The 13,576-nt window shown below is 59.1% G+C and carries 8 protein-coding genes; 6 read left to right on the top strand and 2 right to left on the bottom strand.

The features are described 5' to 3' along the window. Nucleotides 1-126 precede the first annotated feature (126 nt). From L6R21_07535 to L6R21_07515, 5 genes are all read left to right on the top strand, one after another. Complete coding sequence (locus tag L6R21_07535) at nt 127-3,324, top strand: M4 family metallopeptidase (GenBank protein ID MCK6559038.1); 3,198 nt, start codon at nt 127-129, stop codon at nt 3,322-3,324. A gap of 115 nt (nt 3,325-3,439) precedes the next feature. Then, on the top strand, nt 3,440-4,189 hold the full coding sequence (locus tag L6R21_07530) for an arylamine N-acetyltransferase (protein ID MCK6559037.1): 750 nt from the start codon (nt 3,440-3,442) through the stop codon (nt 4,187-4,189). Between the two features lie 326 nt (nt 4,190-4,515). Beyond that, on the top strand, nt 4,516-7,578 hold the full coding sequence (locus L6R21_07525) for an ATP-binding protein (GenBank protein MCK6559036.1): 3,063 nt from the start codon (nt 4,516-4,518) through the stop codon (nt 7,576-7,578). 487 nt (nt 7,579-8,065) lie between these two features. After that, a complete protein-coding gene (locus L6R21_07520) occupies nt 8,066-9,331 on the top strand; it encodes an efflux transporter periplasmic adaptor subunit (GenBank protein MCK6559035.1) in 1,266 nt (421 codons plus the stop codon). A gap of 101 nt (nt 9,332-9,432) precedes the next feature. Further along, nucleotides 9,433-10,122 carry an ABC transporter ATP-binding protein gene (locus tag L6R21_07515; GenBank protein ID MCK6559034.1) on the top strand — a complete coding sequence of 230 codons (690 nt, stop codon included), beginning with the start codon at nt 9,433-9,435 and terminating at the stop codon, nt 10,120-10,122. On the opposite strand, the gene L6R21_07510 is transcribed toward L6R21_07515, so the two are convergent. Further along, nucleotides 10,123-10,518 carry a type II toxin-antitoxin system VapC family toxin gene (locus L6R21_07510; protein ID MCK6559033.1) on the bottom strand — a complete coding sequence of 132 codons (396 nt, stop codon included), beginning with the start codon at nt 10,516-10,518 and terminating at the stop codon, nt 10,123-10,125. After that, the gene (locus L6R21_07505; GenBank protein MCK6559032.1) at nt 10,515-10,745 is read right to left on the bottom strand and encodes a type II toxin-antitoxin system Phd/YefM family antitoxin; all 231 of its coding nucleotides are present in this window, start codon (nt 10,743-10,745) and stop codon (nt 10,515-10,517) included. The genes L6R21_07510 and L6R21_07505 overlap by 4 nt, the downstream gene beginning before the upstream one ends. Nucleotides 10,746-10,838: 93 nt before the next feature. Here L6R21_07505 and L6R21_07500 point away from each other — a divergent pair, with 93 nt between their 5' ends. Next, nucleotides 10,839-13,247, top strand: a complete 2,409-nt coding sequence (locus tag L6R21_07500; GenBank protein ID MCK6559031.1) for an ABC transporter permease — start codon at nt 10,839-10,841, stop codon at nt 13,245-13,247. The last annotated feature ends 329 nt before the right edge of the window (nt 13,248-13,576 follow it).

The raw sequence follows: 13,576 nt of genomic DNA, 5'->3' as shown, positions 1-13,576 counted from the left end.
CTCGTGCACGACCGCCGGCAGAATCTGTTCATCTTTGCACGGTTATCCGCCAGGGCACTTGTGCAGCGCGTGGCCCTGTATCCGAGTCTGCACCGGGTCTCTGGCGGAATGACGTTGGAGGAATACATGTATCGCAGAGTCACCATTCACCTGGCTGCCCTGTTGGCGCTGGCGAGCCTGTCCGCGCCGGCCTGGACGCAGCCTACCCTCTCTCTTCAGAACATTCGCAACAAAGGCCGCGTTGCGGTTGCGGAACAACCGCGTGCTGCTGCGCCGCTGGCCCCGCAAGCCATCGTCACGCTCGCAGCAAAAATGCAACAGGTGGCGAGTGTCGCAAGCACCAGCCGGCAGCCGGGAATGAACACTTTGGCCGCAAGCCAAAGGTTTGATTTGAGCCGGCGGGCCGCCGCAAATCCGGCTGCGGCCGAAGCCGAACGCCTGGGCTTGGAGATTCGTTGGGATGAGGACAACGGCACGCCCACCTTCATTTCTGTTTCAGCCGCAGCACAGCAGAGAATTCTCAGCAAAACCACGGCAGCGGCGCGGGCGGCGCACATCGCCAAAACCTTCATCGCAGATCATCGCGCCTTGTTCCGGCTGGAGAATCCGGAAGAAGAATTGCAAATTGCCGAGGAACACGTCGATCGTCTCGGCAAACAGCATGTGCGCTTCACCCAGACGTTGCAAGGCGTGCCGGTATGGGGCAAGGACCTGGTGGCCCACGTGGAAGCCGACGGCCGGTTGTATGCCATCAATGCCCGCTATGCTCCAACGCCCGCGAACTTGACGCTGCCGGCGGCGCCGCTCACTGCCGCGCAAGCTCTCGCAATTGCGCAGCAACACTTGGCGCAGCGCACCGAAACCACCGCGCTGTCGGCGAGCGAAAAGAAGATGCTGAACTATGACGGGCCGCAAGCCGCGCAATACATCTGGACCGGTCCCGCCAGCCAGCAGCCGCGTTTGATCTGGCACGTCGAAATCCGCCCGGACCTGCAGGACGATTGGTATTACTTCATCGACGCGGCCTCCGGCGCGATTCTGGAATGCTACAACAACACGCGCTTTGACGGCCCGCGCACTGCTGCCGCAACGGATTTGAACGGAAAAACGCAAACCGTGCACAGCTATCAAGTCGGCAATGCTTACATCATGGTCGATGCCTCCCGGCCGGTTTGGCAGCAACACCAGCCGGATCTGATCAATGATCCCAAGGGCGCCCTGGTGACGCTGGATCTGCGCAATAAGGATCTCAATCCGCAGGCAACGTTGTTTCACGTGGTTTCCAATGACAACACCTGGCCGGATGCCGTGGCGGTCTCGGCGCACAGCATCATGGGCACGGTTTTCTCCTACTACTACAACACCCACGGCCGCCTTGCCATCGACGGCCAGGGCAGCTCCATGATTTCCATCATTCACCGCACGCTGAACGGCCAGCCGCTGGACAATGCTTCGTGGAACGGCGCGGCCATGTCCTATGGCGACGGTAACGTCAGATTCAAACCGCTGGCCGGGGCGCTGGATGTGGCGGGCCATGAGATGACGCACGGCGTGGTGAGCCACACGGTCAAACTCGAGTACAAGTTTCAATCCGGCGCGCTGGATGAATCGCTGGCCGATGTCTTCGGCATGATGGTGGATCGCGAGGACTGGCGCATGGGGGAAGACATCGTCAAGCCGGGCGAATATCCTTCCGGCGCGCTGCGTGACCTGTCGGATCCGCACAACGGCGGCAGCCGCTACGGCGACCGGGGCTGGCAGCCGGCGCACATGAATGAATTCGTCAATCTCAACATCGACAGCGACAACGGCGGCGTGCACGTGAACAGCGGCATTCCCAACCGCGCGGCGTACCTGATCACCAATGCCCTGGGCCATGAGCGCACCGAGAAGATCTACTATCGCGTGATGGAGGCGCGCTATCTCAACGCGCAATCCAATTTCGTCGACATGCGGTTGGCGGCGGTGCAGGCGGCCACGGACTTGTATGGCAGCCAGTCTGCGGATGTGAATGCGGTCAAGTCCGCCTTCGATGCCGTCGGCATTTTCGATGGCACCGGCGCCAAACCACCGCAGGACTTGCCGGCGGTGCAGGGCGAACAATGGATCGCCACGGTGAACGCGGATGCGGCGAACACCAGTTTGTTTCTGGTGCGGCCGGAGGTGCAATCGCAGCAGGATATCGTTCAGTTGACGGCCACCCAAGTCTACCTCAACACCGCCAATCCGGTCACGGCCTCGGACAATGGCGCGTTGCTTTATTTTGTGGACAAAGAAACCAACATTCGCGTCATTCGCAGCGACGGCTTGGGCGAAGAAGTGATCACCAACCTGCCCGGTTGGCGCTCCGTCGCGGTCTCACCGCAGGGGACGAAACTCGCGGCCACGCGCGTGGAGATTGACACCACAATCTACATTTTCGATCTGGTCAATCCGGCGGCCAGCTTTGGCCTGCGCCTGCGCACGCCTTCCACCGGCCAGGGCGACCAAATGAACACAACCGTGATGGCCGATGCTTTGGATTGGAGTTCGGACGGCCAGTATCTGGTTTATGACGCGTTCAACAGCGTGCCGCAGAGCGGCGGCAAGGCACGGGAATATTGGGAAGTGAACTTGCTGGATGTCGCCAATGTGGTGACGGTACGCCTGTTTCCGCCGCAACCGGACGGCATCAGTTTCGCAAACCCCTCCTTTGCGCAGAACAACGACGGTTACATCGTTTTTGACTTGCTCGACTACAACACCAGTTCGGACAAGATCATGGTGGCGAATCTTTTCACCGGCGAAGTCGTGATGATCGAGGACAACGGCAATTCCATCGGCTACCCGCGTTTCTCCACCAGCGATGAACGATTGGTGTATCAACGCATTGAAAATGGTGCGGCTGCGCTGCGCCAAGTGCCGCTGGCGGGCAATCGCATGGGCGCGGCCGGCCCTTCGGAATTCCACGTCAACGGTGGTGTGCTGCCCCTTTGGTTCGCCATCGGCTCCCGGCCGACCAAGGTGGAAGATCATCCCGCCACGTTGCCGGGGGGGTTTGTGCTGGATCAGAATTTTCCCAATCCCTTCAACCCCGAAACCACGATTCGCTACCAACTGCCGTTCGAGGGCCGCGTCACGCTGGCCGTGTTTGATCTTGCCGGCCGTTTGGTGGCGAAGCTTGAACAGGGTGTGCGCAGCGCGGGCGAACACCGTGTCAAATGGCAGGGCCGCGATCAGATCGGTCGCATGGTGGCGAGCGGAGTCTATTTCTACCGCCTGCAGGCAGCCGGCCGTGAAGGCCAATCTTTTGCAGTGACGAAGAAGATGACGTTGATGAAATGACGGAAACTTGAGAACCTCTCCAGGAGGGAGAGGTTCTCAAGTGGTGTCCGCGTGAACCACGGGCGCGCCGAGAACCAATGGTCGCAATGGAAAATTCGTGAGGAGACAACGTTTCATGGAGGCGAATGCCTATCTCCGCCGGCTGGAATACCGCGGTTCACGCGTGCCCACTGTCGCTACTTTGCGCAGCCTGCATCGTGCCCACCTGCTGGCCGTGCCCTTCGAGAATCTTGACATCCCTCTGGGCCGGCCCATCCGCCTGGAGGCGGCGGCGCTGTTCGAGAAAATCGTGCGGCAGCGGCGCGGCGGCTTTTGTTATGAATTGAACGGCCTGTTTGCGCTGTTGCTGTCGGCTCTCGGTTTCGAAGTGGAATTGCTCTCCGCCCGCGTGATGGATGGGGGCCAGCCCGGCCCGGCGTTCGATCATCTCGCGCTGCTGGTGAAATTGGAGGAACCCTGGCTGGCGGACGTCGGCTTTGGGGATTCCTTCGTCGAGCCGTTACGACTGCAGGATGAGATCGAGCAAGTTCAAAATGCCGGCGCATTCCGGCTGCTGCGCAGCGCTGAGCAGTGGACGTTGCAGGCACGCACTCGTGAGGGTGATTGGCAGCCACAATATCTTTTCACTCTTACGCCCCACACCCTGGCTGATTTCGCCGGCATGTGCCATTATCATCAAACTTCACCCGCATCCCATTTCACCCAGAAGCGCATCTGCACACGTGCCACCGCGAGCGGCCGATTGACCTTGAGCGAGCGGAAGCTGATCATCACCCATCACGGCGAGCGCCGGGAGACAATCCTGCACAGCGAGGAGGATTACCAAGCGGCGCTGTGGGACCGCTTCGGCATCGTTCTCACCTGAGTTTTGCGTGGCTCGTGTTGTAGAACATGATCGCAGCTTGACGACGCAGAGGTTGCAGCGTTTCCCCAGAAATACAGTGTCCGTCCCAAAACACCACCGCCCGGGCGCTTCGTCTTGAATGGGGGCGAGTGTCATTCGACCTGTGCACGCTTCGAGGCCAAGCGTCCGGGCGGTTTCTTGATTTCCGGAGAGACTCGAATGAGGCTTATCAGGCGGTATATGCTGCCTCTTGCACTTCTCCAAAAATATCTCTACCCTGCGGCGTGTGCAAGCGTTCGAAACATCGCTTCATCCGCAGGTGCCTGCTGGTCTGGCTGCCCCTCTCCTTGCCCTTGTTTGCCCAGCCGCCCGACATTCGCTTCGAGCACGTCACGGTGGAACAGGGCCTTTCCAATTTTTCCATCAATGACATCGCGCAGGATGCCCAGGGTTTTCTTTGGTTCGCCACCGAAGACGGCTTGAATCGATTTGATGGCTACCAATTCCAGGTCTACAAGGCCAATCCCTCCGACAGCAACAGTCTCCCCAGCGCTTACGTCGTTCGTCTGCATGTTGATCGCAACGGCAATTTTTGGGTGGTGGCCGGATCTTCGCTGTGGCGGTATGATCCGGTCGGCGACGGTTTCGAGCCCTTCACCCGGCATTCCGCCACCACGCGGGCGTTGGCCGGCAAGAATGTGTTTGTGGTGTGGGATGATAGCCACGGCGATTTGTGGCTCGGCGGCGCCGAGGGCCTCTATCGATATAATTGGCAAAACGACGTGATGCAGGAGTACCATCCCAATCCTGCCGACAGCGGCGCACTTGCCGACAATTCGGTTTCTGCATTGTTTGAAGATCAGACCGGCGTCCTGTGGGTGGGAACCGGCCGCGGCGGCCTCAATCGATTTGATCGCAGCCGGAATCGGTTTACTGCTTTTCGCAGTGACCGCGGCAATCCCGCCAGCCTGAGCGATGATTTCGTCACCTGCCTGCAGGAAGATCGTCACGGCGTGTTGTGGATCGGCACCGGCAACGGCCTGAGCCGCTATGATCGCGACAGCGGCAAAATCACGCAGGTGCCTTACGATGCCGGAAATCCTCATCACAGCGAAAAGGACGTAATCTTCGACATCTATGAAGACAGCCGCGGCACGCTCTGGCTCGGTACGTTTCATTACGGCCTGTGGCGCCATGACGAGCAGAGCGGCCGCTTCTATCAGTATGTCCATCAGAATGATGATCCGCACTCGCTGTTGAACAACCGCGTGCAGGCGATTCACGAAGATCGTTCGGGCGTCATGTGGCTGGGCCATTATCGCGCCGGCATCAGTCGCTACGTGCGGCGCCAGGATCTGTTTTCGCGTTTCAAATTCAACGAGGGCATTTTTGCGGTGCTGTACGACCGGCACGGCAGAATTTGGGCAGGCGGCGACAACAGCGGTCTGCTGCAGTTCGATGGCCGGGGCAAACTGGTCAAACAGTATCGCCATCGGCCCGCCGATCGTCACAGCCTCAGCCACAACAGCATTCTCAGTCTCACTGAAGACCAGCAGGGCGAGATGTGGGTCGGCACGGCTGCGGGCGTGGACCGCTACCTCGCCGCGCGCGACCAATTCGAGCGTTATGCCCACCAGCCGGGCGATCCCATAGACGCTGAGCACCATCAAGCCAAGGCGCTGCATGTCGACCGTGCGGGCACGCTGTGGGTGGGCACGCAGGGCAGCGGCCTGTGGCGGCTGGAAACCGGGGCCAAAAGCTTCACCTACTTCATTGCAGACCGCACCTCGGTGCCGTTCCACACGGTCGGCAAGAACAATATTTGGGCAATTGCGGAAGATGCCGCCGGCGATCTCTGGCTCGGCAGCTTCGGCGACGGCCTGCTGCATTTCAACCAGCACACGCAAACCTTCACCACGTTTCCAGTGGCGCCGAAAGACCTCGACGGCCTGAGCCACGGCGCGGTCTATTCCCTCCACGTCGACAGCAGCGGCGCCCTTTGGATTGGCACGTTCGGCGGCGGTTTGAATCGCTATGACCCGCGCACCAGACGCTTCGTGCATTACACCGACCGCGAAGGCCTGCCGGACAATTTCGTCAAGGGCATTCTGGACGATGGCCGCGGCCATCTCTGGTTGAGTACGGACAAGGGCCTGTCGCGCTTCGATCAGCGCAGCAACGCCTTCCGCAATTTTACCGTCAACGACGGTTTGATCAGTAATGTGCTGCTTTCCGGCGCCTACTGCCGCGGCGATGACGGCCGCCTCTACTTTGGCGGTGAGGGCGGCGTGATTGCCTTCCATCCCGACAGTCTGGGGGAAAACAAGTATCTGCCGCCGGTGCTGTTGACCAGCTTCAAAGCCTTTGACCAGCCGCTGCCGCGCACCGGCAAGTCCGCCTGGCGGCCACGTCACTCGGCTGACACGCCCTACGTCATTCTCTCCTACCGCCTCAATTTCTTCTCCTTCGAATTCGTAGCGCTGGATTACACCCAGCCGGAGGAGATCCAGTACGCCTACAAACTCGAAGGCTTTGACGCGGACTGGATGTATTGCGGCACGCGGCGTTATGCCAGCTACACCAACGTCGATCCCGGTGAATACACTTTTCGCGTGAAAGCTTCGAACAGCGACGGCGTGTGGAATCAGGAGGGCGCCATGGTGCGCATCAAGATCATCCCGCCGGTTTGGAAGACGTGGTGGTTTCGCGGCCTGGCAGCGGCCGTCCTTTTGCTGCTGGTGTGGGCGGCCTACCGCTATCGCGTCAACCGGCTGCTGGAGATTGAGCGCTTGCGCACGCGCCTGGCAGCGGATCTGCACGATGAGATCGCCAGCAACCTCAGCAGCATTGCCATGTTTGGGAAAATCGTGCAGGACCAAAACGCGGCGGCAGGGCGCAGCACCGTGGCGGGCGCGGAATTGCTGGAGCGCATGATCACGCTGTCACAGGAATCCGTGACCTCGATTCGCGAAATCATCTGGGCGATTGATCCCCGGCCGGAGAGGATTCATGATCTGCTGGTGCGCGTGCACGACTTTGCTGCCGCCGCCTGCCGGGCACAGGAGATGCAGTTACGCTTCGAAGTCCCGGACGCGGCGCTGCTACCTCACAAGAATCTCGCGCCGGAACAGCGCAAGAACCTCTGGCTGCTGTTGAAGGAGGCGATCAACAACGCGGTAAAACACTCGGGCGGCAGCGAGCTGGCCGTGCGTGCGCAATACAAAATGGGCTACCTCAAGATCAGCATCAGTGACAACGGCGCCGGCCTGCAAGCCGCGGCCGTGCCCAGCCGTTTTTCCGGCAAGGGCTTGAGCACCATGAAGAGCCGTGCGCAGCGACTGCGGGGCTCCTTTGAGCTGCAGTCTCATCCGCAACAAGGAACCACGGTCACGGTGATGCTGAAGATTTGAGCTGGCGGATTACGCTCAGGCCGCAAAGCAGAGAGTGGTTCCGATGAATCATGTGAATTCGAGTCTGTCAAGAAACGAAGAAAACGGCCAGGCGCTTGGTCCCGCAGCATACACAAGTCGCACAAGACTCGCTCTTGCTTGTCACGAGGCGTCCAGGCGGTCTTGTCTTTTTGACCAACAAGAATTACTCGGTGACAGACCCGGAAATTCACAAGCTCCCTGCGTAACGACAGGATTGAGGAGGTTTCATCGTTCGTAAGTACCAGTACATTCACTGTTCGCTGGCGAACACCGACTGTCCAGCCACCGTGCAGTGCTTCGCTGCAAAACCCTCTCTCCTCCCACTCTAATTCTTTGCAAAACAAATCCGGCATGCTTGTTGAGATCTCTCAGTTCGGCAGAGCCGGGCTGAGGGCCCAACCTCCTCAACGCAATACCAAATCAACCGCAGTCCGGCTCTGTTCATATTTCACAGCCGGAAAAACCTATGAGTCTTATCATGGACCGCCCGATTCAAAAAAAGAAATGGCCTCCCAAGCGCATCGCACTTTATGCCGGTGCCGGGCTGTTTTGCTCTGTGGTGATGTACAGCTTTCTGTTCGGCGACACCAGCTCGAAGCTGAATGTTGAAACCGAGCGGATCACGATCGCGACGGTGACCCGCGGACCGTTTCAAGAGTTCATCCCGGTGAGTGGCAACGTTTTGCCGATCAAGACCATCTATCTGGACGCCGTGGAAGGCGGCCGCGTCGAGAAGAAGTTCGTGGAAGCCGGCGCGATGGTCGCCGAAAAAGACCCGATTCTGCAGCTTGCCAACACCAACCTGCTGCTCGACATCATGTTTCGCGAGGCGCAATTCTTCGAACAAAGCAACAACCTGCGCAATACGCGGCTGTTGATGGAACAAAGCCGCCTCACGTTGCGCCAGCAGCTCGTGGATCAGGAGTATCAATTGCAGCGTTTGCAGCGCCTGCACGAGCGTGCGGTGGAGCTGCGCGCCAGGAATCTGATCTCACAACAGGAGTACGAGCAGACCCGTGATGAATACGAGTATTATCGCCGCCGCCGCGATCTGGCGGTTGAATCCTTCCGGCAGGACTCGCTGTTTCGCGAGATTCAGGTGCAGCAATTGGAAGGCTCGTTGCAGCGTATGGAAGCCAATCTCGAGGTCACCAAGCAAAAACTGGCGAGCATGATCATTCGCGCACCGATCACCGGCCAGCTTACCTCGCTCAATGCTGAGATCGGCGAGTCCAAGTCGCCGGGTGAGCGCCTCGGCCAGGTGGACGTGCTCGACGGTTTCAAGGTGCGCGCCGGCATCGACGAGCATTATCTGGCGCGCATCAGCCTCGATCTCGCCGGTGAGTTCGATTTTGCCGGGCAGACGTACCGCCTCCTCACCAGAAAGATCTATCCGGAAATCCGCGACGGCCGTTTCGACATTGATCTCGAGTTCGACGGCCCGGCGCCGGCCGGCATACGGCGCGGGCAGACGCTGCACATTCGGCTGCAGCTCGGCGACCTGGCGGAGGCCACGCTCCTGCCGCGCGGCGGTTTCTACCAGAAGACCGGTGGCCAGTGGGTCTATGTGGTGGACAAGTCCGGCGCGATCGCGGTGAAGCGCAACATTCGGCTGGGCCGGCAAAATCCGCAAGTGTTTGAGGTGTTGGAAGGGCTGGAGCCAGGCGAACGGGCGATTACTTCGAGCTACGACAGCTTTGGGGATATTGACAAGTTGATTTTGAAAAAATAACCAGTGCTTGGTAAGCAGTGATCAGTGGTTAGTCACGTGCAGAATTCGGGCGGACTGATTGCTGAAAACTGATGACGGCTAAATGGCAACAAGGAGCCAAAATGATCAAGACGCTCAATCTCAAGAAACTCTACACCACCGAAGAGGTCGAAACCACGGCACTCAACAACATCAACCTCGAGGTCAATGCCGGCGAGTTTGTTGCGATCATGGGTCCCTCCGGCTGCGGCAAGTCCACCTTGTTGAATCTGATCGGGCTGCTCGACAACCCCTCGGACGGTGAGTACTATTTTCTCGGCCAGGAGGTGTCGAAGTATTCCGAGCGCCAGCGCGCCAACACCCGCAAGGCCAACATCGGTTTCGTGTTTCAGAGCTTCAACCTGATCGACGAGTTGACGGTGTATGAGAATGTCGAGCTGCCGTTGTTCTATCTCGGCGTGTCCACGGCTGAACGCAAAAAGCGTGTCGGAGAAGTGCTGGAACAAATGCAAATCATGCACCGCAAGAATCACTTTCCCCAGCAGCTTTCCGGCGGCCAGCAGCAGCGGGTGGCGGTGGCGCGCGCGGTGGTGGCCCGGCCCAAGCTAATTCTCGCTGACGAACCCACCGGCAATCTCGACTCCGCCCACGGCGATGAGGTGATGAAAATGCTGACCGACCTGAATGAAGCGGGTACCACCATCGTGATGGTCACGCACTCGCCGGCCTACGCGGAGTTCGCTCACCGCGTCGTGCATCTCTTTGATGGGCACGTGGTGACGGAGAATTTCACGGAGAAAGTGCGGATTTGACTACCAGATGGTCTGCAGCTCGGGAGCATTCCTCAGTCTGGCATCAGCAGTTACAAGTTGGGCGCGTTCGCTCACCGCGGTCGCGGCGATGAGGCGATCGGCAGGATCCTTGCTGAGTGTGGCAGGGAACGATGTCGCAAGTTCTGCGATCTCCGGCGAAATCGGCTTGACAAGGTAACGGTTAGAGGCAAGAATCAACTGAATGAATTCGAGGTAGGACGTGTTCACCAGAATTTGCTTTTTCTGAATCAGCATGCCGATCTCCCAAAGGGAGATATCGCAAAAGATGATGCCATCATTCAGATTGGCCTTGGCGATTGCCCGCTTTGCCGGCTTGGAGAGGCGATTGGGCTGCAGCGCATCCCAGATGATGACATGCGTGTCCAAGACGATCACCGTGACGCCTCCCACTCGTCAGCGATCGGAGAGACAACGTCGAATACCACGGCAGTTTGCCGCAATTCCACCAGCTTCTCTCGCGCTTTTTCCATGGCGTTCGTGGGCGGAACGAGGCGGGCAATCTCGCGGCCCCGGGAAGTAATCGCAATCTCCTGGCCGCGTTCTATTTGTTTCAGCACCTGCATGAGATTTGCACGAAAGTCGCTTACTGCTATACTCTGCATGAATCACCTCTTCAACATTGTACAACCAGATTGTACAGAAAGATTGCCACAATGTCAATAGGGTAATTTCCTGCAGCGGCGTGAGGATAGAATATGCTCAAAAACTATTTCACAGTTGCTCTGCGCAACCTGCTCAAACACAAAGGCTACACCTTTATCAACATTGCCGGTTTGGCGGCCGGCATGGCCTGCTGCTATCTGATCCTGCTCTACGTTCGCCACGAGTTGAGTTACGATCGCTTTCACGCGAAGGTGGATCGCATCTACCGCGTGTTGGTGACGATGGAGCGCGACGGCAAAATCAGCGACCCGTTGACGGTGACCGCGGCGCCCATCGCGCCCGCCCTGCAACAGGAATATCCCGAAGTGGCTCAGGCCGTGCGCCTGCGCCAGGCCTCGCGCCGGGTATTGGTGACGGTTGGGCAAAAGCGAATCTATGAGAATGAATTCTATTTTGCCGACGGCAATCTCTTCGAGGTGTTCGACTTTCCGCTACAGCAGGGCGATCCGGCCACAGCGCTGCGTGATCCGCACGGCATCGTGCTGAGCCTTGAGGCAGCGCAGAAGTATTTCGGTGCAGAAAACCCGATGGGCAAGACACTGCTGGCGGAGTTCGGCAATCGCGAGTTTCAGGTCACTGGTGTACTGGCGGAGATACCGGCCAACTCCCATCTGCAGCCGCGTTTTATCGTGGCCTTTGAGAACGGCGGCGGGCACAGTCTGAACAACTGGTGGGGGTTCTCCTACTTTGCCTATTTGCTTCTGCAGCCTGGCACTTCTGCCGCGGCGCTGGAAGGAAAATTGCCCGCGTTTATTCAAAAACACTATGCCGCCGCGCCGCCGGGTTTTCCCAAGCCGGCGCTGCATCTGCAGCCGCTCACGGATATCCATCTGCATTCCGGTTTCGATGACCGCGCCGGCGAGTCCGGCAAGCTGACGCAGCTCTATCTGTTCGTGGTGCTCGCCTTCTTCGTGCTGGCCATTGCCTGCATCAACTTCATGAATCTCGCAACCGCGCGCTCGCAGCATCGCGCCAAGGAAGTGGGCGTGCGCAAAATGGTGGGCGTGCAGGCCCGCGGCCTGATGGCGCAGTTTCTCGGCGAGGCGGTGCTGCTGGCTTTCATCGCCCTGGTTGTGGCCGCCGGCCTGGTGGAATTTTCCCTGCCTTATTTCAATGAACTGACCGGCAAGAAACTGGAAGTGCATTACCTGCAGGACGCGTTCGTCACCGTCGGTTTTATTGCCATCGGCCTGGTGACGGGCATTCTGGCAGGCAGCTATCCTGCGTTTTTCCTCTCGCGCTTTCAGCCCATCGAGGTCTTGAAGGGACGGCGCACGCCGCACACCGGGGGCGCACGCTTACGCCAGGCTTTGGTAATCGCCCAGTTCGCCATCTCAATCATCTTGATTGCCGGCACCATGATCATCTACCGTCAGCTCGAGTACATGCGCACCAAGCGCCTCGGTTTCGACAGAGAGCAAGTGGTGCTCGTGCCGCTCACCGGCCAGGAGGCCAGACGCAAATGGCCGGCCCTGAAAACCGAGCTGCTGCAGAATCCCGCAATCGTCAGTGTGACTGCTTCCTCTTCCATGCCGGCGGATGAAGGCTGGTGGCAAACCGGCGCGCGTGTGGAAGGCGCAACCGACGACAAGGAACAAATCGTCTACACTTTTCAAATCGACTACGACTTCATGAAGACCCTCGGTATCGCACTTGCTGCCGGCCGGGATTTTTCGCCCACTTTCACCGCCGACAGCAGTACCGCCTTCATTATCAATGAGGCCGCCGTGCGAGAATTCGGCTGGGCTTCGGCCGAAGCCGCGCTGGGGAAGAAATTCATCTGGCAGGGCGAAGGCCCGGACCGGTCCAAAGCTGGCACGATCATCGGTGTCGCAAAAGATTTCCACTTCCGAGGATTGCATGAGCAGATTGCACCGGCGGCGTTTCATCTCATGCCCTATGGCATGGATTATCTCGCCGTGCGCCTCCAGCCCCGCCGCGTGCCGCAGGCGCTCGCCGTGCTGCAGAAATCCTGGGAGGCATTCGACCCCGCTCATCCTTTGGAATATTCCTTTTTGGATGACAAGGTCAATGCCCTGTACCAGTCCGAAGAAAAGCTGGGGCGCATCTTGGGCGTGTTCTCCGGCCTCGCCATCTTCGTTGCCAGCCTCGGGCTTTTTGGACTGGCCTCCTTCACCGCAGAACAACGCACCAAGGAGATCGGCGTGCGCAAGGTGTTGGGCGCCTCGGTGTCGGCCGTTGTCCTGTTGCTCTCGAAGGATTTTGCCCGGCTGGTGGTGATCGCCTTCTGCCTGGCCACGCCAGTTGCCTACCTCGCCATGCGCAAATGGCTGGAGGAATTCGCCTACCGAACGGAGCCCGGCTGGTGGGTGTTTGCGTTCAGCGGGCTGCTGGCGATGGTGATCGCCTTTTTGACGGTGAGCTATCAAGCGCTCAAAGCCGCGCTCGCCAATCCCGTGGAGGCATTGCGCTACGAATAAAAGCAGCGCCGAGGCGGGAGCGGGAAGATTCAAGCGCCACCCGCCTCCCTGCTTCACGCACTCTGCCGCCTGCTTTTGGCCGCTCACACGGAAGGCACTGATCGTGGTCGATCAAGAGTCTTTCGTGACCGCGATACCAGAAGATGGTCCGGATTTTCGGATCGTCTTTGCGAAACTCGAACAGGGGGCGCGGGTCTTCCGGACGGACACGCTGACTTCAACAAATCAATCCACAGCGCGTCGGCATGATGCTGTTTCAAAAGGGTCGAGTCTCCCGCGCCTCTGGGGCCGAAAAGAGAAAAGCTCGGCTTCGGCGCGGTGGATAATCT

This window comes from bacterium (assembly GCA_023150945.1).
Lineage (GTDB): Bacteria > Zhuqueibacterota > Zhuqueibacteria > Zhuqueibacterales > Zhuqueibacteraceae > Coneutiohabitans.
Note: the sequence above shows the minus strand (reverse complement) of the source record. Positions and strands in the feature narration are given on the sequence as shown.

What these genes read in the sequence shown, in the direction of transcription:
- L6R21_07515 (MCK6559034.1), top strand. Translation starts at nt 9,433, where the DNA reads ATGATCAAGACGCTCAATCTCAAGAAACTCTACACCACCGAAGAGGTC.
- L6R21_07500 (MCK6559031.1), top strand. Translation starts at nt 10,839, where the DNA reads ATGCTCAAAAACTATTTCACAGTTGCTCTGCGCAACCTGCTCAAACAC.
- L6R21_07535 (MCK6559038.1), top strand. Translation starts at nt 127, where the DNA reads ATGTATCGCAGAGTCACCATTCACCTGGCTGCCCTGTTGGCGCTGGCG.
- L6R21_07505 (MCK6559032.1), bottom strand. Translation starts at nt 10,745, where the DNA reads ATGCAGAGTATAGCAGTAAGCGACTTTCGTGCAAATCTCATGCAGGTG.
- L6R21_07520 (MCK6559035.1), top strand. Translation starts at nt 8,066, where the DNA reads ATGAGTCTTATCATGGACCGCCCGATTCAAAAAAAGAAATGGCCTCCC.
- L6R21_07530 (MCK6559037.1), top strand. Translation starts at nt 3,440, where the DNA reads ATGGAGGCGAATGCCTATCTCCGCCGGCTGGAATACCGCGGTTCACGC.